Origin of the sequence: Duncaniella muris (assembly GCF_003024805.1) — a bacterium.
In the GTDB taxonomy this organism is placed as follows: Bacteria; Bacteroidota; Bacteroidia; order Bacteroidales; family Muribaculaceae; genus Duncaniella; species Duncaniella muris.
On sequence record NZ_PUEC01000019.1, the window covers coordinates 41,435 to 61,494 of the forward strand.

A 20,060-nucleotide genomic window follows, 5' to 3' on the forward strand; every position below is an offset into this window, starting at 1 on the left:
GTGCGGATTTATATAGGTATTACGTGACAGAGTTTATCTTGCGAGTGAAAGATTGAGATTAAAGCCGAATGAGGTGTTGGTTGTGGGGTAGGAGGTCGATGATACGATCGGGGTATTGATCTGATGATCGAAGAATGCTCCGAGCGTGAGGCGACGCGACATGATATATGATGCGGTGAAGTTCATGGTCAGAGAGCGGGTGCCTGATGTGGGCTGGGTGTAGGCAGTTTCGATGCGGCGGATTAGAGCCTGGGTTTCTGAGAATGCAAAATCGGCGTTGAGGGTGAGGTCGTTGGATATGCCTCGTCCCGATCCTTTCATTTTGAGGACAGTATTGAAGCCGATGATCTTGTAGCCGAGTCCTATAGTCAGGCCGCGCTGATTGGCTTCGACTATCTGACCGGCTGAGGTGTTGAGTGTCAGAGTGCGGGAATCACGATAGTCGGCCGAGATTGTCATGTCGTTCTTAAGTGTTACGGCTGCGCCGAGAAGCGGAGCGAATTTTTCGGTTATGGCCACAGATGAAATGTTGTAGGGCGATGTCGGGACCGGATTTCCGGTGAGTTCGTCAATAGTGAATCCGAGGTCGCCCTTGTCGGCGCTCATCCAGTTAAGGTATGATGAATATGATCCGACCGAGTAGGTGCACTGGTAGGCATGGCTCAGTGTGAAGGCCTTGAATACGTTGCGCAGGTTGCCGAGGTAGATGAGTCCATCATAGGTCACACGCCAGTTCGGAAGAGCGTTTGCAAACGATGGGAAAGGAGTCAGATATTGCTTGCCGGGGTTGGTGCCTGAGTAGGCGGCGATGAATGCCGGAATGAGTACATCGGAACTTGTCGGGCTGATGTCGCCGACGGAGGGATTGAACGGATTGCCGGCGTTGATATTTCCTTCCATGAATCCTCCCATCGGGTAGTTGAGCCCTGCATACTGGGAGCGCACACGGTTTGCGATGACAGGTATGTTTGCGAGGAAGTCATTGAAGGCATCTGAGGCATATCCGTTGTCGGCTTTGAAGTGTCTGAGGGCTGTTTTCAGAGCCACATGGGTCTTGGTGTAGGAGCCGGCAAGGGCTGTCGGCATGTTGTCATACATAAACTGTACTGATCGCGTGCGGTTATCGGTCCGGTTAGTGGTCAGCACGATCTTAAGACCTTTGACGGGCTCAAGAGTCAGATCGAAGTTCAGTTCTTTTGTGTGGGCGAAGATCGCCGGAGATGTCTGGCCGTCGTCGGTGATCAGCCATCCGCGGTGCAGGGCCTTGTCAATGTAGCTTTCATCTGTGAATCCGAAAGCAAAATCCAGTCCGGGCGACATCGGCCCATAGCTGCGTGACTGGCCGAATACATTGCCGATGGTCGGGCGGAACAGAGGGAGAGAAAGTGAGTTGGTGGAGCGGAAGCGGAACGATGCGTTGCGTGGTGACATGACGAAGCGGCTGGCATATTCGCCGATCTCGCGCCAAAGAGTTTTTTCTTCCTTCAATACTTCCTCGATAGTAAATTTGATGTTCTGATCGCCACGTGTAAGTACTTCGATGCTGTTGGCATCCTTCACTTTGTGTGTGATGCGGAATGGCTTGCCGTCAACTGTCGTGGCTTTTACCTTGACTTTCGAATTGCGCAGATTGTGGCGCACTGTCAGAGTGGTGTCCGGCAGCAGCGCGTATGTACGTTCGAATTTCTTCGGTTTTTTTACTCTTGTCTGAGCCTTTTTGGCCTGGAAGCGCTGGTTGACTTTCTTTGTGTAGGACCACTTGTTATAGAGCGATTCAAAATTGACACGACCGTCCATATTCCATGAAGCCTGATTGGCAATGGAGTTGCCGGTTTCGATTCCATCGACCTCCGCACCGCGGTCCCAGCGATAGGTCGAGTTATATGATATGTTACCTGTCAGCCAGTCAAGAACCGGAATCTTGTTGAACGGTGCCCGATAGCTGGCCACGAATGACTGATTGTAGCTCCACGGAGTTCCGAGATGAAGAATGCTCTGCAATACGGTGTCTTTCCATTCCTTGTACTTGTCAGGGAACAGTTTGCGGTTCACAGCGCCCATTGTCTCTTCAATGCGGGCCGATGTGTTGCTGTTGAAGTTGAAGGTGAGAGATTTGGTCAGGTTCCATGTGAGCGAGAGCTGACGGTCCCAGATGAAGTTCTTGCTGACAGATACCGGAAGCTGGAAGTCGACATCAGTCTCAGACCGAGTCTGCATTTCGTAGTAGTAGCGCGAAATGGTGGTCAGGAACGTTATGTTGCTCGGCAGATAGTTGAACTCCCAGTCCTTGAAGAACTTCATATGTTTCGACTTGCTTTTTATAAAGCTGAAGGGCTTGACACCTTTAAGATAGGGGGTGTAGGAATACTGGAGAGAACCGCGGTAGTCGTTGGTGTTCTCATATTCGGTGGTCGGATCTGTTTTCGACTGCTTGTTAAACGAGAAGTTTATGGTGAAGTTAGCCGGGTCCCACGGCATCGGATTTTTGGATTTTACATCAAATTTCAGACCTGAAATGGAGAAACTTTTGATAGTGGAGTGCTCCACGGAATAGCTGCGGATCGAGTCTTTCTGGGCTTTCGTGGTGCATGCGTCAAGCGCGTCTTTAAGTCTTACGTCCTGATCAAGAGGATTGTATTTCGGCGTGATTATTTCTTTTGACACTGAGTAGTAGATCGGAGCGCGCAGCTTGACTTTCTCAGGGAGGAAACGGCCGGCATCGACCTGAAGGGCGAAGTTGTACTGCTCATAGTCATCCATGCGCCGGGCGTTGAGGCTCTGATCAACCCCGCCGAAGCCGGCGGTCTCTACGTGGGCGCCAAAATTCAGCGTGGCGATATCACTTACTCCGATATTCAGATTGCCTTTCGCTGCCCATCCTCCTTCGCTTTCGAAATCGGTTACTTTCAGTTCGTTGAGCCACACGATGGCATCTTTTGCGGTACTTGCATTGTTGCGGACACCAATAAGCATCACACGGACATCACTGAGCGACGGATTGCCTATGACGGCCATGCGGTTGCGCTCGTTGTCCGGGTCACGCCCTGTAAAGAGAGTGGCGAATCCTACGCCAGGCTGCTGTTCATTCTTGGCCCGGTTGCGCTCTTTCTTCAGATCGACAAGTGCCTGAAGGTTGAAGTCCATGTAGTTTTCACGAGGCCATACGATGGCACGGTCTTTGGCATCGTCGGCATATTTACCGGCCGGGGTCAGCTGCAGAGGTACTTCATATTCATAATAGTTGCTGCGCACATCAGTGCCGAGGCGCAGGAACACGGAAATTTCACCGGACTGGAGCTTTGTCATGTCATCAATGAGCTTTTCCGCGTGGACCCACATCTGGAGTTTCTTGTAATTTCTCAGATCGTGATGGGTGTTTTTGTAAATACCACGCGCGTCACCTGGCTGGAGGCCGGTGACTTTAAGCGAAAGGGACTGTTCGTTGAGCTGCACAATCTGGCTTTGGCCGGGGTCTGTGATGCGGCTGACGCCAGGGGGGAGCACATAGTTGACCGGTTCGCGTTTTGAGTTTTCCTCGATGTTGACCACCGACATGTCAAGCTGACCCTCGGCCGGGGTATCTCCTCGTGAATTGAGATTGAACTGATAGGGGCGCCATTCACCACGCACGAGCTCAAGAGTGGCAAAACGCAGGTGTGTGACGGCTTTGAAGCCGGTCATGAACATGCGGGCAAAACGGATAGTCGAGAAGTCACTGATGTTGCCGACTACTTTCTGATAGTCGCTCAAAGGAATCTTGAATTGATACCAGACTACTTCCTGTGTAGTCTGATCATTGTTAATTACCACTGATACTTGCTTGTCGGTGATGTAATTTTTCCCGACAACAAGGTCTTCAGGACGGATTGAGATCTTATATTGGAAATAACGCTCGTATTCGTTCAGAGTGTTGTCTTGATTGATGTCCTCCACATCAGGAAGCGCACGTGATGACTGATAGAGCGGATCAGTTGCGTCTGAAGGGGAAAGTGAGTTACCTTCCACTCCGTTATAGCGTTTATAACGATCCAGCACTCCGAGACGCTGTTCGTCGTAGTCGTATCCGCGGAAAAAGTGGTAGTTATCACCTGCCGGGTCGTTGAAAGGGGAAAATGGATCTGCTTCCATGCGTTCGATGGCAGACGGACTGAGTTTACGGCGCAGTTCGGCAAGATAGTCGGAATATGTGCTGAAGCCGAATTCATCTTCATTGATGAGGCCGTCCAGGCCGACGTCCTGCGGGAGTCGCGAGCTACTGTTGTTGTCAAAAGCGTAGGTCAGAGAGTTCTGGGCCGAGACGCGTCCCCATACAGTAGACTGCATGAACTGGTCATCGCCGTTGACGGGAACACCGTTCTCATAGCTCTTCAGGCCATCTTTAAGTATATCTTCAGAGATTTCTCCGAAATTCAGATAAAGATCTCCACCCTCAAGGTTGTCATTGTCGGGGTCAAGGAATGGCGAAAGCATCCAGAATTGGACATATTCGATGTTCGATGCATCGAAGTTGGTGTTGTCCATCTTACGCATGATGCCTCCCCACCGGCGTTCGGGATAGAGAAGATTGCCTTGGTCATCGATATCTGTCGCGTCAAGGTTGTAGGGCCCGCGTTCGGTAGGATAGAATGACAGATTCAGAGTCTGGATGGTATTCGATTCGCCATATGTAAGTTCTCTACCTGGAAAAATTTCACGTGAGGTTATCTCGCGGACATAAGGGTTATTGAGCATGGCTGGATCGTTCTTGATATAACCGGGACACATCGAGGAGTTGCGGGCTGTGAACATGCGGTCTATATTATACCAGTTAAGCAGCGCGCGGTTTTTGCCATAGCGGATGTCATTTGACAGCGATGCCTCAGGAAACAGCGCGTCACCGCTCGGATCATATGGAGTGGATGCGAGAAACCATGAGTATGGTGACCGCAGATCAATGCCGATCTGTGAACTCTCGAAGTCATCAATGTATGACGATCCGCGGTTGCTGCCGCTTTTCTGTTTGTGTGGAATAAGATTTGCGAATTCAGCCTGGAGGCTCAGGGTAGACGGCTGGACTGCATTGACCGTAGGTATCTTGTTCAAGAGGTTTGTCAGCCACATGAACTGGGTGTTATACTGCATGTTGAGCCCCCAGATGGTATTGTTGACTATCTCATCTCCGATATTTACCTTTTCGGTCTGAGCTTTCTCGGAGAAGTGCATGATAGTGGCTCCGAGGTTGAAATCTTTGTTGAACTTATAGTTGAGATCAAGGCCCAGCAGGGTCTTGCGTTGCATGGAGTAGAGCGACTGATTTTCCAGTGTCACATTGATGCTCTGCCCGGAGTCAATGATGCTTTGGTTGGTAATGGTCACAATGCCCATTGTGTAGTCTACCGTATAGTCGCTGTTTTCTACAAGTGGAACACCGCCGGCAGTGACAACTACTGATCCGCGAGGCACATTCATGGCATTCAGCCTGATTTGCGAGGATGAACCTTCAGCTCCCTTATATTGGCCTGAGAGGATGAATTTGTTTTTGTCTGCAAACTGACGGGCGACAATTAGGGTTGAATCATAGAGCTGATTGTAAACATAAGGCTCCGCGGCAGCCGGATTGCCGATTTTTTCCTCAAGGTTGGATCCGAACGGCTCTACAACCGGGAATATAATTTTGCCCTGAGAGGAAAGAATGGTGTATCCCTCTATGAAGTCAAAGAATCCGTCAGGATTTGATGCTTCGTTTGAATCTATGCGGTCAAGATTCATGACCTGGAGCAGCGGCACATTATTAATAGGTGCCACGGGCAGATAGTTGATCTGGGTGCCGGTCGTGTCACTCAGATATTTTATATTAAGCCGAAAGTCTGATTTGCTTATCTGGTAGGCGCCGAGTGAATAGACGTTTTTCATCATAAGATCCCACATCGGGAGTTTGGGATTTATGGTGGTTGATTTCAGCATCTTCAGATAGAGCGACTGGTCGGTGGTCGAAATGTCGGCGGAAAATTCACCGACCTGATAGACTTTGCCGTTGTATGTGTATTCATAGGCCACACCAAGGACCTCGTCAGAAGCCAAGGCGCTTTTGAGCGAAATGTATCCGAGGGTAGGGTTCAGTGTGTATTCTGAGGATGAGAGCAGACGGGCCGATTCAACTTTTTCATAATCCATGCCTCCGTTTATCCCCAAGGCAGACAGCGGGGCAAGAGCCTGGGTCACAGTGTTGATGTTTCGTGCTCCGGGATAGTCATTCTTGATTGTGGCGAGCAGGTTGTTTGAAAGGTTTGATGGCTGTGGATAGGCAGGGTCTGTCAACCAGTAATCACTGGCGAGCACCCGATTCTCGCCAAGGTCCATGAACGCGACAAAATTTCGGCTCTGGTCAAAACGCGCATTGCGGTTCGTGATCCAGACTTCAATCCTTGTGATCTGTATGCCTGACGAAACATATGGCAGACGTGAAGCAAAGACGTCGTAATTGTCACGGAAGAAGTGACCGAGGAAGAAGTGGCGGTTCTGATCGTATTCATCCGCATTGATTGAGAACTCAGTTGTCTGCACACCGCCTTTCGAACTTACAGATGTTGACTGCGAATTCTGTTGAGAGACAAGAGCAGTAGCAGTCAGCTTGCCGAACTGCAACTGAGTCTTTATGCCGAACAGGGCGGTGCTTCCACGGATGAGTGATGAGCCTGTGGTCATCGAGACATTACCGGCCTCGATTGACTTGACAATGTCATCTTCCTTGCCTTCATAAGCGAGTTTTATGTTTTTCGAGTCGAAATCGAAGGTCGCATCTGTATTGTAGGTCATATTGAACTTCATGCGGTCGCCTACAGAGGCATTTACCGTGGCCTGGATCTTTTGGTCAAAGTCAAAATAAGTCCTCCTGCGGGCATCAAGTGCAAGGGCTGGGTTGTCAGTCTTGTTGGTCTTGACACCCATTGAAAGATTCACTGAACCCTGGGTTTTCAGCTGAACACCACCGGGGCCAAATATTTTTTCAAGCGGTCCGAGAGCAAAATTCATGTCGAGAATGTTGAAGGGCTCCTTGTCAGGTGTTGTCAGAGCTTCAGCATTCCGCAGCCTGAAATAGTCTTGCATCTGACGGCGCGTCTGCCAGGTGTTGTATTGTTGAGGTGTCAGATAGAAGGGTGTGACGATATCTGATTCGCCCAGACGTGTGCGGATCACATAGCATCCCAGTTGAGGATCAAATTCAGCGGTAGTCGAAATGTTTGATGGCAAGTCCAGGTCTGTGGCAAGTTCCTGCTGCATGAGCTCATCGTATGTCTGAGGTATCAGGGGCCTTACCGGAAACAGCGTTGTGATAGTGTCAGTCTGGCCTTGCTGAGGAGCTGTTATGACTGGAGCCGGAGGATTGAATTCTGGAGAAATACTTTGGCCGAATGCAAAAAAAGCACTTGTCACCGTCAGAATGGCCATGACGGTGATAATGCTTCGTAATTTGAATATGTTGCGCCTTTGTTTCAGGACTGTGTCGCTATGATGAATTCCGGTTAGTGTCCGAATCTCTACATCATGCTCAATGCTTTTTTTATCGCCGTTTCGACTTTGACGGCAGGGTCAGCATCGAAAATCCTTTTCAGGACCTTCTGTGACTGCTGCCGGACAAAGCCAAGGGCTGTCAGAGCGGCAAGTGCTTCTTCATACACTTCTCCGAAAGAGCCGGATGAGTTGGACTGTAAAGATAACGTATCGTCTGTGGGTTTTATTTTATCCCTCAGATCAACAATTATCCTTTGAGCTGTCTTTGTTCCTATGCCCTTGACATTTTTGAGCGTATTGTGGTCACCTGAATTGATGACAGACTCCAGTCCGGTGACAGGCATGGATGAGAGAATAAGAATAGCGGTGTTCGGACCAACTCCGGAAACACCGATGAGCAAACGGAACATCTCACGTTCTTGTGAAGTAAAAAAGCCATAGAGTACATGTGCATCTTCGCGGATCACTTCATGTATGAGCAGTTTGATTTCTCCGGTTGAACGCTGGATGTCCTCAAATGTAGCCAGCGAGATATTAAGCATGTAGCCTATGTTGCCGGCTTCGATCACGGTATATGTGGGGGTGAGCTCGGAGACCGGCCCTTTTATGTATTCTAACATTTTTGCGGAATATTATTTTATGTTTGTCTGCAAAGTTACATTAAAAAGCCAAGACATGCAATTGTAGGGCCTGAGAGGAGGTTAAGATAAAAGAAATCGGCTCTGAGACATGCCGGAATTAAATCTGGTAATGTCACGGAGCCGATAGGTTCGGTCAGTCAAGAGGCTGATTAAAGCTCGTTGTTTTCAAATACGATCTCGTAGCTGTCGCCGCTCTTGTTGCCTTTATAAGAAAATTTGATACCGCGGTCAGAGAGCTTCACGAGCTGGACAAATTTTTGTTGGGCAGGAGCACTGATTACCTGTGCCTTTACCTGAGCTTTCTGCTCTGCAGCAGATTCTTTCATTACGCTGAGATCAGCCTGGTCTTCATCGACAACATAATTGTAAACTATGTAGCCTTCATCGGCCGAAAGGCTCATCTTTTCGATGCCGGGCATTTTCTGTCCTTCAAGCTGTTTGTTAATTTCTTCTACGGCCAGATCAAGAGCCTTGTCTGAACTGCCACAGGCAGTTGTCATTGCCATCATGACTGCTACAGCCACGAAAGCGACATAACGGATAAGTTTCATGAAAAAAATGATTTGATTGGTAAATGTGGAGTGCAAAATTACTCTTTTTTTAATATATGGCCAAAAATATCTAACTTTGTGGCAAAATAAAATCGTAATTGCGATGCAAGTTGTCTACGAAGATAATCATATTATAATAGTAAATAAAGCTCCGGGTGAGATTGTCCAGGGTGACAAAACCGGAGATGAGCCTTTGGTTGAAACGCTAAAGATTTGGCTGAAGGAGAAATATGATAAGCCTGGGAATGTTTTCTGTGGAGTGGTTCATCGTCTGGACCGCCCGGTTGGCGGCCTTGTCGTATTTGCCAAAACTTCAAAAGCTCTGACTCGTCTGAATGAAATGTTCCGTAATGGCGATGTCGAAAAAACTTACTGGGCATTAAGCCGTAATATACCGGCATCGCCAGAAGGTCGTCTGGAACATTATATCACTACTACCGAGCGTAACAACAAGAGCTATGCGTCGCTGACAGAAAAGAAAAACTCAAAAAAGGCGATTCTCAGTTACAGACTCCTTGGCAGCTCAGACCGCTATAATCTGATAGAAGTAAAGCTTGAGACCGGGCGCAAGCATCAGATCAGGGTTCAGTTGTCAGCCATCGGCTGCCCGATAAAAGGAGACCTGAAATATGGAGACAAACGTAGCAATCCGGACGGATCTATTTCGCTGATGGCTCGCCGGATCAGATTTGTGCATCCGGTATCAGGCGAGGTGATTGATGTGACCGCACCGCTTCCTGCGGATCCTCTGTGGCAGGCATTTTCTAACATTGAAAGTTGAGATTGTCTATATGTCTGTTCAGCCATCTGTCATGAAAATAGATCTGGATGAGGTGTTGCGCCAGCGCGTTTCTGCCTATTATCCGTTTATCCCCCGATGGGTCATCCGAAAACTTGAGAATTACATCTGCCAGGATGGCCTGAACAAATTGCTTCAGAACAATGCATCACTTGATGGGGTGGATTTCTGTCGCGGGGTTATCGGAGACCTTGGAGTTAGGTATAATGTGCATGGATCGCTTCCTGCTTCTGACAGCCGTGTGGTTATCGTTTCAAATCATCCGCTTGGAGGTCTTGACGGCATGATTCTTGCCGACATGGTTTCCAGTCAGTATGGAGGCCGGAAAGACATACGCTTTGTGGTGAACGATCTGTTGGATTTCGTTACACCTTTACGTAATATATTCGTAGGGGTCAATAAGCATGGTGACCAGTCACGTTCAGCCGCTGCACAGATTGACGAAGCCTTTGCGTCAGACATGCCGGTGATCATGTTTCCTGCGGGGCTGGTATCAAGGAAAAGAGATGACGGTACCATCTCTGACCTGCAATGGCACAAAATGGTGGTAAATAAGGCCATTTTGCATAAGCGAAATGTAATTCCGGTATATTTTAGTGGCCATAATTCCCATTTTTTTTATAAATTTGCGCGTCTAAGAGTCTGTCTTGGTCTGAAATTCAATATCGAAATGATCTGTCTGCCACGTGAAATCTTCAAAAGCGCCGGCAGCATCTTTGATATTCATATCGGGAAGACGGTGCCTTGGACTGATCTGCGAGGCGGAAAAAACTCACAGGCTCAGGCTGAAGAACTACGTAGAGCAGTCTATAAGTTGTGCGATAAAACAGACCGCTGTCAGCCGGAGTGAAAAATGAATATGAACTGATAATAGATAGATGACCGAAAAAATAATAGACCCTATTGACCCCGTGCTCATAGAGCGCGAACTTACCCGTGACCGGCTGTTGCGCTCGACCAACAAAGGGAATAATGAAATATATGTGGTGGACGGCCGCGAATGTCAGGCTGTCATGAACGAAGTCGGACGGCTTCGTGAAATCGCATTCCGCATGGCCGGTGGCGGCACAGGCAAAAGTTGCGATATCGACGAGTTTGATCTGATGGATCCTCCTTGTCGTCAGCTCATAGTCTGGGATCCGGAAGCAAAACAGATTCTTGGCGGTTATAGATTTATAATCGGGCGTGACATCAGACTGGATGCCCAGGGCCGTCCGCGTATTGCAACAAGCCACATGTTTCATTTCTCAGACAGGTTTATAAATGAATACCTCCCTTACACCATAGAACTCGGAAGGTCATTTGTGAGACTTGAATATCAGTCATCAAAGGCCGGAGCCAAAGCAATCTTCGCTCTTGATAATCTTTGGGATGGGCTTGGGGCGCTGACTGTGGTCTACCCCGAAATCAAATATCTGTTCGGAAAAATGACCATGTATCCGAATTATCATCGTGAGTGCCGGAATATGATCTTATATTTCCTTCACAAACATTTCCCGGATACAGAGGAACTTGTTCGCCCACTGCATCCTTTCAACCAGAGCTTTGATTCTGTAGCGATGGACAGACTATTTACCGGACGGACATTCAAGGAAGATTACCGGATTCTCAACCATGCAGTCAGAGAATTCGGATTCAACATTCCTCCTCTGGTCAATTCTTATATGAGTCTTTCGCCGACAATGAAAATGTTCGGTACAGCTATAAACGATGAATTCGGAGATGTAGAAGAAAGCGGTATCTTTTTTGCCATTTCCGATATTTTTGAAGAAAAGAAGCAGCGTCACATAGGTACTTATCACCCTCTCTCAGAGGATGAATAAAAATATCCGATAGTAAATTTAAATTCAAAATTCAAATGGATAGGATTTTAGTTACAGGCGGAACCGGATATATCGGTTCGCATACAGTTGTGGAACTTCAACAAGCCGGCTATCCGGTTGTTATTATTGATGATCTCTCCAACTCCAACCGGGAAGTGATTGACGGTATAGAACGTATTACCGGCATCCGTCCGGATTTTGTTGAAGGAGACTGCACGGATATGCAGACACTCTCCAAACTCTTTGCCGATTATCCGGACATAAAAGGCATTATAAATTTTGCCGCATCAAAAGCTGTCGGAGAGAGCATGCATAAGCCAATACTCTATTACCGTAATAACCTCAACACTCTTCTCAATCTCCTTGACCTGATGGGGCCGAATGGAGTGAAAGGCATTGTATTCTCCTCGTCATGTACTGTCTATGGAGAGCCTGATGAAAATCCGGTTACAGAAAAGGCTCCGATCAAAAAAGCCACATCGCCTTACGGCAACACTAAGCAGATCTCTGAAGAGATTATCACAGATGTGATCAATGCCGGAGCGCCATTTAAAAGTGTGATTCTCCGCTATTTCAATCCGGTAGGCGCACATCCTTCAGCCGAGATCGGCGAATTGCCAAACGGAGTGCCTCAGAATCTGATCCCTTATCTGACGCAGACAGCTATCGGAATCCGCCAGGAACTGAGCGTGTTCGGCAATGACTATGACACACCTGACGGATCTTGTATCCGCGACTATATAAATGTGGTCGATCTTGCCAAGGCCCATGTTATCGCAGTAAAGCGCATGCTTGAAAACAAAAGCGATGCCAAAATAGAAATCTTTAATCTTGGAACCGGCAACGGAGTCTCTGTACTTGAACTGATCAATGTGTTTGAAGAGGCTACCGGTGTGAAAGTGCCCCACAAAATTGTTGGACGCCGGGCCGGAGATATTGAAAAAGTCTGGGCTAATCCGACTTATGCCAATGAAGTTCTGGGCTGGAAAGCCACATCGACACTTGCTGACACCATGCGCTCGGCATGGGCATGGCAGTTGAAACTGAGAGAACGCGGTGTGATGTAAAATCAACTGTCGGATTCAAAACAGACGAATAAGCTAAGTATTATCATATACTGACCCTGGCGGCGTATGTCATGTGAAATGACGTGAGCCGCCAATTTTGAACAATTCAGTAGAAAAGCAGAAGTCCTGGAAGAATTGTCGCTCTTCCAGGACTTCAGTATTTTTAGTAGTAGGTGAAAATCAGTCTACTTTATATATTTCTACTTCAGCCGGTTTGAAATTGGCAATGAAATCGGCATGCTTGCAGACTTCTGCTTCGGCAAGATTTGTGTAAATCTCCGCCGAGCGCTTGAAGCTTTCATTGCGGTTGGCATCAAGAAGAAGCAGATAGCTCATCACAATCACACCGGCCATTTCAACCAGACGTCGGGCCATGAAATCGCCATAGGCCGAATCTTCAACTGCAGTGACAGCCTCTACGGCTTTTGCATAGCGTTCGGTCATGGCAACCAGACGGTCTTTGAGAGACTGGAGTTCGGGCTTGATTTCCTCTGAATTGTATTCGTTGATCAGGTTAAGGTAAGTCCCGGTAGTGACGTGGCGGATAGCGGCCACAACCTGCAGCTGGGTAGTACCTTCGTAAATTGATGTGATACGAGCATCACGATAGAGACGTTCGCAGGCATAATCTTTCATGAAGCCTGAACCGCCGTGGATCTGGATGCAGTCATAAGCATTCTGGTTGCAATATTCGCTGCCCATGCCTTTTGCCAGCGGAGTGAGGGCATCGGCCAAGCGGCTGTAATACTTCGACTCCTTGCGTTCCTCAGGAGTAAGGCTGCGTTCTTTTGCCAGATCGTCATAGATCTTGTAGATGTCCACATAGCGGGCGCAGGCATAGAGAAGCGAACGGGATGCGTCAAGTTTGGCTTTCATCACCGACAGCATTTCATAGACAGCCGGGAATTCGATGATGGCTTTACCGAACTGTTTGCGGTCACGGGCATAGGCGAGAGCTTCGCGGTAAGCGAGTTCGCTGACGCCGACACTCTGTGCGGCGATACCCAGACGAGCTCCGTTCATGAGAGCCATCACATATTTGATGAGGCCGAGACGGCGTGATCCGCAGAGAACGGCTTTTGCATTTTTATATGTGAGCTCACATGTGGGAGATCCCTTGATACCCATCTTGTTTTCGATACGGCGAACGTTAACACCTCCGTCACGCTTGTCATAGATGAACATCGAGAGACCACGGCCGTCTTTTGTGCCGGCTTCTGAGCGGGCAAGTACCAGGTGAATGTCACTGTCGCCATTGGTGATGAAGCGCTTCACGCCGTTGAGCAGCCATGTGCCGTCAGGCTGTTCTGTGGCCTTTAGCATTACACTCTGAAGGTCAGATCCGGCATCCGGTTCTGTAAGGTCCATTGACATGGTTTCTCCCTGGCAGACGCGGGTGATGAATTTTTCTTTCTGAGCTTCGTCTGCGAATTCATAGATGGTCTCGGCGCAATCCTGAAGGCCCCAGAGATTTTCGAAGCCTGTGTCGGCACGGCTGACAATGTCGGCAGCCATGATATAGGGAGTGATCGGGAAGTTGAGACCTCCGTAACGGCGGGGCATTGCCATGCCCATCAGACCAGCTTTGCGGCAGGCTTCGAGATTCTCTTGTGTTTTGTCAGCATAGATCACGCGGCCGTTTTCTACGCGCGGACCCTGATGGTCTACATCCTCTGCGTTGGGTGCGATGATGTCACCGCATATTTCGCCTACGATTTCAAGAACTTTGTCATAGCTGTCCTGAGCATCGGCATAGTCGAGCGGTGCATAGTCGAATTTCTCGGCATCGGTATAGTTACGTTCTTTCAAAGCCACGATCTTCTCCATCAGAGGATGGGTAAGATGGTGTCTGAGATCGGGATTATCTGTATAAAAGTTAGCCATTGCTATAGAATTACCGTGTTATTTGGAGTTTTTCTTGTAATATTTGATCAGCTTGGGCACCACTTCTTCAAGATTGCCGGTGATTACATAGTCGGCTATAGTGTTGATAGGGGCTGCGGGATCATTGTTGATTGAGATGATGATGGAGCTGTCCTGCATGCCGGCGATGTGCTGGATCTGACCGGAGATGCCACAGGCGATATAGAGTTTCGGGCGTACAGTCACACCGGTCTGTCCGATCTGACGGGCATGTTCGGTAAATCCGGCATCGACGGCAGCACGTGATGCTCCGACTTCTGCACCGAGTGTGTCGGCGAGTTCGTGGAGAAGTTGGAAATTTTCTTTTGAACCTACTCCGTAACCTCCGGCTACAATGATGGGGGAGTTCTTGATGTTGATTTTCGATTTTTCAATATGGCGGTCGAGAATTTCAACTACAAAATCTTCGTCAGATACATATTTCGCGGCATCGAGTTCAACGATTTCACCTTTGTGGGCGGGATCGAAAATTTCTTTCTTCATCACACCTTCACGCACAGTGGCCATCTGCGGGCGGCATTCCGGATTGACGATTGTGGCAACGATGTTTCCTCCGAATGCTGGGCGTATCTGGAGAAGGAGGTCCTTGTATTCCTTGCCGGTCTTTGGATCGGTGTGATCGCCGATTTCCAGAGAGGTGCAGTCTGCTGTCAGACCGCTGTGCAGACATGAGCTGACACGGGGACCGAGGTCACGGCCTATGCAGGTGGCTCCCATAAGGCAGGCCTGGGGCTTGATTTCGCGGAAAAGGTTTATAAGGACTGCGGAGTGAGGATTGGAAGTGTAGGGATAGAGACGCTTGTCCGATACTTTATAAAGGCGGTCTACACCATAAGGGAATACCTGCTCTTCAACGCCGTCAAGGTTGTCTCCTACAACGATTGCCTCAAGCTTAACGCCGAGTCGTGAAGCGAGCACCCGGCCTTTGGTCAGAAGTTCGAGGCTGACATCGGCAACGCGACCGTCCTCGAATTCGAGATATACTATTAAATTATTCTGGTCCATAGTGCTGCTTATCCGATAGTGTGGTTAGTGATGAGTTCCTTGATGAGATCTTCGATTTCTGCGTCATTGTCAGAGAGTACACGGCAATCTTTGGCTGTGAAGACCACGTTTTCAATAGCCTTGACCTTTGTCGGAGAACCTGGCAGACCGATCTGTGCCGGATCGGCGTCGACATAAGCCGCGCTCCATTCCTTAAGATTGAGGTATGGGCGCTTCTCAAGAAGGGCCTTCTGGCTGTCACTGAGTTTTGCAGCTTCGCTGGGAGAGACTGCATATTTGTATTTCTGGACTCTCATTGCATTGCGCGGGCGGCATGCTGGAGCAGATCCGTTGACAGTCACCACGCAAGGCAGAGGCGCTTTGACGGTTTCAACGCCGTTTTCCAGGCGTCGTTTTACTGTTACATAGCCGTCTTTAAGTTCAATGATTTCCTCGGCATATGTCACCTGAGGGATTCTGAGCTTTTCGGCAATCTGCGGACCAACCTGAGCCGTGTCACCGTCGATAGCCTGGCGGCCACCGAGAATGATGTCATATTTGCCGAACTTTCTGACTGCCTGAGCGAGGGAGTAGGAAGTGGCAAGAGTGTCTGCTCCGCCGAGCACACGGTCGGTAAGTACTATTCCACTGTCGGCTCCGCGATAGATGGCTTCGCGGATTATTTCTGACGCGCGCGGTAAGCCCATTGTAAGCAATGTGATGGTCGAACCGGGGTTGGCATCCTTGAGACGGAGCGCCTGTTCAAGGGCGTTCAAGTCTTCGGGATTGAAGATGGCCGGCAATGCCGCACGGTTGATTGTGCCATCTTCTTTCATTGCATCTTTGCCCACATTGCGGGTGTCAGGCACCTGTTTGGCGAGCACGATGATGTTAAGACTCATAATTTGGTTTGTTTGACTATAGGGTTATTAGATAGGTAATTATTTCTTAGTTTTATCTTCTACCCATTTGCGGGCGTTGATAAAGGCGTCGATCCACGGTGTGACTTCATCGGCGCGACGGCTTGCCGGATAGTAGCCGCACTGCCAGGGGAAGATGGCGCGTTCGAGGTGTGGCATCATGGCGAGATGACGGCCGTCGGCTGAGCAGATGCCGGCTACAGATGCACGTGAGCCGTTGGGATTACCGGGATAAGCGCTGTAATTGTATTTGGCCACAACATTGTAGTCACTCATAGCCATTGGCAGGTTGAATTTGCCTTCGCCATGAGCAACCCAGATGCCCAGTTTGCTTCCTGAAAGAGAGCCGAGCATTACGGAGTTGTTGGCCGGAATGCTTACGCCGAGGAACTGAGATTCGAACTTGTGGCTGTCATTGTGAAGCATCTTGGTCTTTTTCGGGTGTTCGGGATTGATCAGACCGAGTTCGATCATAAGCTGGCAACCGTTGCAGATGCCGAGTGAGAGTGTGTCTTCGCGGGCGAAGAAGTTCTTGAGCGCGCGTTTGGCGTTTTCATCCCATTGGAAGCCTGAGGCCCATCCTTTTGCCGAACCGAGTACATCGGAGTTGGAGAAGCCGCCGCAGAACACTATCATGTTGACATCTTCCAGAGTCTCACGGCCACTCATGAGATCGGTCATATGAACGTCCTTGACATCAAAGCCTGCAAGATAGAGCGAATAGGCCATCTCGCGGTCGCCGTTGACACCCTTTTCGCGGATAATAGCCGCTTTGACGCGGTCTCCATGACCGTCACGGCGCAGTGCGATGCCTCTTGATGCGAGCTTGCCGTCAAAACCGGCGGGCATACGATAGCGGATAGGCTGTTTTTTGTAGTTCTCAAATCGGCTGCGGGCACATTTCTCTCCGCTCTGGAGTGCATCCATGAGGTAGCTGGTGTGGAACCATACATCACGGAGATAGTCGATTCCGAGCAGGCGCTGTGTGCCATTGTGGCTGATGATCAGAGTGCGTTCAGAGGTGGGAGCACCGATATGGCAGAAGCGCACACCTGCTTTTGTCAGAATTTCATCGACAGATGCGATTTTCGATGCTTCAACCTGTGCTACAAGAGCCGGGTTCTCTGCAAAGAGAATCTTTACAAGATCTGATTCTCCAAGCTGTTCGAATCCGGTGGTGTCAAATTCGATGCCTCCGTCGGTATTGGCGAATGTCATTTCAAGGAGTGTGGTCAGAAGACCTCCGGCAGATACGTCATGGGCAGCCATGAGTTTGCCACGCTTGACAAGGGTCTGCACCGTCTCGAAAGCAGTGACAAATTTCTTGGTGTCGCATACGGTCGGAGCTTCTGATCCAAGTTTGCCCTGGGTCTGTGCAAGTGCCGATCCTCCGAGCTTAAGAGAGTCGGATGAGAAATCTATATAATAAAGGATAGAGTTTTTCTTTCCGAGCACGGGGCTGAGAGTCTTGCGGACATCACTTACTTCGCCGGCGGCTGAAATGATGACGGTGCCGGGGGCATAGACCTTGTCGGCTCCGTATTTCTGGGTCATCGACAGAGAGTCTTTTCCGGTGGGGATGTTGACTCCAAGTTCGCAGGCGAATTCGGAGCAAGCTTCAACCGCGCGGTAGAGAGCTGCGTCTTCTCCGGGGTTTTTGCAAGGCCACATCCAGTTGGCGCTGAGTGAGAGCCCTTTTATGCCATCGCTGAGAGGAGTGGCTACAATGTTTGTCAGAGCCTCGGCAACTGCGATTACAGAACCCTTTGCTGAATCAATCAAGGCTACCTGAGGAGCATGGCCGATCGAGGTGGCGATACCTTTGGTGCCTGAATAGTCAAGGGCTACTACGCCGCAGTCGCTCAGAGGAAGCTGTATTTCACCCTGGCACTGCTGACGGGCTATTTTGCCGGTGATCGAGCGGTCTACCTTATTTGTGAGCCAGTCTTTGCAGGCTACGGCTTCAAGCGAAAGCACGGATGCCGCATAGCGATCGATGTCATCTTCGTTGTATTCGCCGTCAGTATATGCAGTCTTGACAGTCGAGTCGGTGAGTGTGGTCTTGGGTGATGAACCGAACATGTCAGACATGGCGAGGTCGATCGGTTTCACGCCATCCTTCTGTTCGAATACGAAGCGATGGTCGCCGGTGGTTTCTCCGACCACGTACATCGGCGCGCGTTCGCGTTCTGCGATAGTGCGGACATAGTCAATATCTTCTTTCTTGAGAACCATGCCCATGCGCTCCTGGCTTTCGTTGCCAATGATTTCTTTTGACGAGAGTGTTTTGTCACCTACAGGGAGTGCGTCAATTTCGATGCGTCCGCCAGTTTCTTCAACGAGTTCCGACAGGGCGTTGAGATGACCGCCTGCGCCGTGGTCGTGGATTGAAACAATCGGATTGTTGTCATTCTCAGCCAATGCGCGGATCACGTTTGAGACGCGCTTCTGCATTTCCGGGTTGGCACGTTGCACGGCATTGAGTTCTATGCCGGAAGCATACTGGCCGGTCTCCACAGACGAGACTGCGCCGCCACCCATGCCGATGCGATAGTTGTCACCACCCATCACCACAACAGCTTCACCTGCTTCGGGAGTTCCCTTGATAGCGTCTTTGGCTGCTGCATAGCCTACACCTCCGGCAAGCATGATCACCTTGTCGTAGGCATACATTTTGCCGTTTTCATCGTGCTCGAATGTCAGGAGGGAGCCGCAGATGAGGGGCTGACCGAACTTGTTGCCGAAATCAGAAGCGCCGTTAGAGGCTTTGATGAGGATTTCGGCGGGAGTCTGATAAAGCCAGGCGCGAGGGTTCATCATAAGTTCCCAAGGGTAGTTTCCGAGCCGGGGATATGATGTCATATACACAGCTGTGCCTGCCAATGGCAGACTGGCGCGTCCTCCGCCGAGACGGTCACGTATTTCACCGCCGCTGCCGGTAGCTGCGCCGTTGAACGGCTCTACTGTTGTGGGGAAGTTGTGAGTCTCGGCTTTGAGCGAGAGGACAGTTTTGAGGTCGCGTACTTCAAAGTAGTCGGAGCGTTCAGGATGTGTAGGGTAGAACTGAGCTACAGTGGGGCCCTCTACAAATGCCACATTGTCTTTGTAAGCCGAAACAAGCTTGTTGGGGTTGACCTGAGATGTCTTTTTGATAAGCTTGAATAATGAAAGCGGTTTCTCCTCGCCGTCAATAACGAAAGAGCCGTTGAAAATTTTGTGACGGCAGTGTTCGCTGTTGACCTGAGAGAAACCGAAAACTTCACTGTCTGTGAGCGGGCGTCCCAGTCGTGCACTAAGGTCGCGCAGATAATCTTCTTCTTCAACGCTCAGCGCCAGACCTTCACGCTTGTTATATTCCGTGATGTCGGCTATACGCTCTATTGGAGCGGCTGTGTTGTTGGTGGTAAACACTTTGGAGTTCAGTCCGTCATAAAGGCGGGAGAGCATTTTGTCAAATGATGGTTCGCCTGATCCGACTTTGTGGAATTCCTCGATTCGGGTAATTCCTTCGATTCCCATATTCTGGGTGATCTCTACCGCATTGGTACTCCACGGAGTTATCATTTCTTTTCTTGGACCGATGAATCGCCCTTTTACCGAAGTTGAAGAGAGGGGAGAAGCACCGTCGAAGAGCCACGCGAGTTTCTCTTTTTCTGAGTCAGAGAACTTGTGGGTAGTCTCTACGGCATAAATAAGGTTGGCACCTTTTTTGAAAAATACGACCATAGTGTTGTTATATGCAATGATTGGTGTGAAATCGTGGTGTTTGTGGGCGCTCCCTGAAATAAAGTAGCCCACGGCAAAGTTACAATAAATCTCTCATTTAACCAAGCGTTGAATTTGAGAAATTGTTGTACCTTT

At 49.4% G+C, this 20,060-nt stretch carries 11 protein-coding genes; 4 read left to right on the forward strand and 7 right to left on the reverse strand.

Going from position 1 to position 20,060, the window contains the following annotated elements; translation table 11 throughout:
• Window positions 1-33: 33 nt before the first annotated feature.
• The 3 genes from sov to C5O23_RS09085 all read right to left on the reverse strand — a co-directional run bounded on the left by sov (window position 34) and on the right by C5O23_RS09085 (window position 8,683).
• Window positions 34-7,428: a T9SS outer membrane translocon Sov/SprA gene (gene sov / locus C5O23_RS09075; RefSeq protein ID WP_107032624.1), complete on the reverse strand. Its 7,395-nt coding sequence runs from the start codon at window positions 7,426-7,428 to the stop codon at window positions 34-36.
• Window positions 7,429-7,517: 89 nt separating this feature from the next.
• A complete protein-coding gene (gene ruvA / locus C5O23_RS09080) occupies window positions 7,518-8,111 on the reverse strand; it encodes a Holliday junction branch migration protein RuvA (protein WP_107032625.1) in 594 nt (197 codons plus the stop codon).
• 170 nt (window positions 8,112-8,281) lie between these two features.
• Window positions 8,282-8,683, reverse strand: coding sequence for a hypothetical protein (locus C5O23_RS09085; protein WP_107032626.1), 402 nt, complete (start codon window positions 8,681-8,683; stop codon window positions 8,282-8,284).
• A gap of 103 nt (window positions 8,684-8,786) precedes the next feature.
• On the opposite strand from C5O23_RS09085, the gene C5O23_RS09090 reads away from it, so the two are divergent.
• Genes C5O23_RS09090 through galE form a run of 4 tightly spaced genes read left to right on the forward strand, consistent with a single transcriptional unit; the run spans window position 8,787 to window position 12,372 of the window.
• Window positions 8,787-9,464 (forward strand): RluA family pseudouridine synthase, encoded by a 678-nt coding sequence (locus tag C5O23_RS09090; protein ID WP_107032627.1) that lies wholly within the window; start codon window positions 8,787-8,789, stop codon window positions 9,462-9,464.
• A gap of 31 nt (window positions 9,465-9,495) precedes the next feature.
• Complete coding sequence (locus C5O23_RS09095; RefSeq protein ID WP_161553582.1) at window positions 9,496-10,332, forward strand: 1-acyl-sn-glycerol-3-phosphate acyltransferase; 837 nt, start codon at window positions 9,496-9,498, stop codon at window positions 10,330-10,332.
• Between the two features lie 28 nt (window positions 10,333-10,360).
• Window positions 10,361-11,305, forward strand: coding sequence for a GNAT family N-acetyltransferase (locus tag C5O23_RS09100; protein WP_107032629.1), 945 nt, complete (start codon window positions 10,361-10,363; stop codon window positions 11,303-11,305).
• 35 nt (window positions 11,306-11,340) lie between these two features.
• Window positions 11,341-12,372, forward strand: a complete 1,032-nt coding sequence (gene galE, locus C5O23_RS09105; protein WP_107032630.1) for a UDP-glucose 4-epimerase GalE — start codon at window positions 11,341-11,343, stop codon at window positions 12,370-12,372.
• A 180-nt stretch (window positions 12,373-12,552) separates the two neighbouring features.
• Here the strand turns inward: galE and C5O23_RS09110 are convergent, their stop codons facing one another.
• From C5O23_RS09110 to purL, 4 genes are read right to left on the reverse strand one after another with little or no spacing between them, the layout of a single operon-like run.
• Window positions 12,553-14,256, reverse strand: coding sequence for an acyl-CoA dehydrogenase family protein (locus C5O23_RS09110; RefSeq protein WP_107032631.1), 1,704 nt, complete (start codon window positions 14,254-14,256; stop codon window positions 12,553-12,555).
• A gap of 18 nt (window positions 14,257-14,274) precedes the next feature.
• Window positions 14,275-15,300, reverse strand: a complete 1,026-nt coding sequence (locus C5O23_RS09115; protein WP_107032632.1) for an electron transfer flavoprotein subunit alpha/FixB family protein — start codon at window positions 15,298-15,300, stop codon at window positions 14,275-14,277.
• A gap of 8 nt (window positions 15,301-15,308) precedes the next feature.
• Window positions 15,309-16,181 carry an electron transfer flavoprotein subunit beta/FixA family protein gene (locus C5O23_RS09120; protein ID WP_107032633.1) on the reverse strand — a complete coding sequence of 291 codons (873 nt, stop codon included), beginning with the start codon at window positions 16,179-16,181 and terminating at the stop codon, window positions 15,309-15,311.
• Window positions 16,182-16,220: 39 nt separating this feature from the next.
• A complete protein-coding gene (gene purL / locus C5O23_RS09125; RefSeq protein ID WP_107032634.1) occupies window positions 16,221-19,925 on the reverse strand; it encodes a phosphoribosylformylglycinamidine synthase in 3,705 nt (1,234 codons plus the stop codon).
• Window positions 19,926-20,060: the final 135 nt, after the last annotated feature.

What these genes read in the sequence shown, in the direction of transcription:
- sov (WP_107032624.1), bottom strand. Translation starts at nt 7,428, where the DNA reads ATGGCCATTCTGACGGTGACAAGTGCTTTTTTTGCATTCGGCCAAAGT.
- ruvA (WP_107032625.1), bottom strand. Translation starts at nt 8,111, where the DNA reads ATGTTAGAATACATAAAAGGGCCGGTCTCCGAGCTCACCCCCACATAT.
- C5O23_RS09085 (WP_107032626.1), bottom strand. Translation starts at nt 8,683, where the DNA reads ATGAAACTTATCCGTTATGTCGCTTTCGTGGCTGTAGCAGTCATGATG.
- C5O23_RS09090 (WP_107032627.1), top strand. Translation starts at nt 8,787, where the DNA reads ATGCAAGTTGTCTACGAAGATAATCATATTATAATAGTAAATAAAGCT.
- C5O23_RS09095 (WP_161553582.1), top strand. Translation starts at nt 9,496, where the DNA reads ATGAAAATAGATCTGGATGAGGTGTTGCGCCAGCGCGTTTCTGCCTAT.
- C5O23_RS09100 (WP_107032629.1), top strand. Translation starts at nt 10,361, where the DNA reads ATGACCGAAAAAATAATAGACCCTATTGACCCCGTGCTCATAGAGCGC.
- galE (WP_107032630.1), top strand. Translation starts at nt 11,341, where the DNA reads ATGGATAGGATTTTAGTTACAGGCGGAACCGGATATATCGGTTCGCAT.
- C5O23_RS09110 (WP_107032631.1), bottom strand. Translation starts at nt 14,256, where the DNA reads ATGGCTAACTTTTATACAGATAATCCCGATCTCAGACACCATCTTACC.
- C5O23_RS09115 (WP_107032632.1), bottom strand. Translation starts at nt 15,300, where the DNA reads ATGGACCAGAATAATTTAATAGTATATCTCGAATTCGAGGACGGTCGC.
- C5O23_RS09120 (WP_107032633.1), bottom strand. Translation starts at nt 16,181, where the DNA reads ATGAGTCTTAACATCATCGTGCTCGCCAAACAGGTGCCTGACACCCGC.
- purL (WP_107032634.1), bottom strand. Translation starts at nt 19,925, where the DNA reads ATGGTCGTATTTTTCAAAAAAGGTGCCAACCTTATTTATGCCGTAGAG.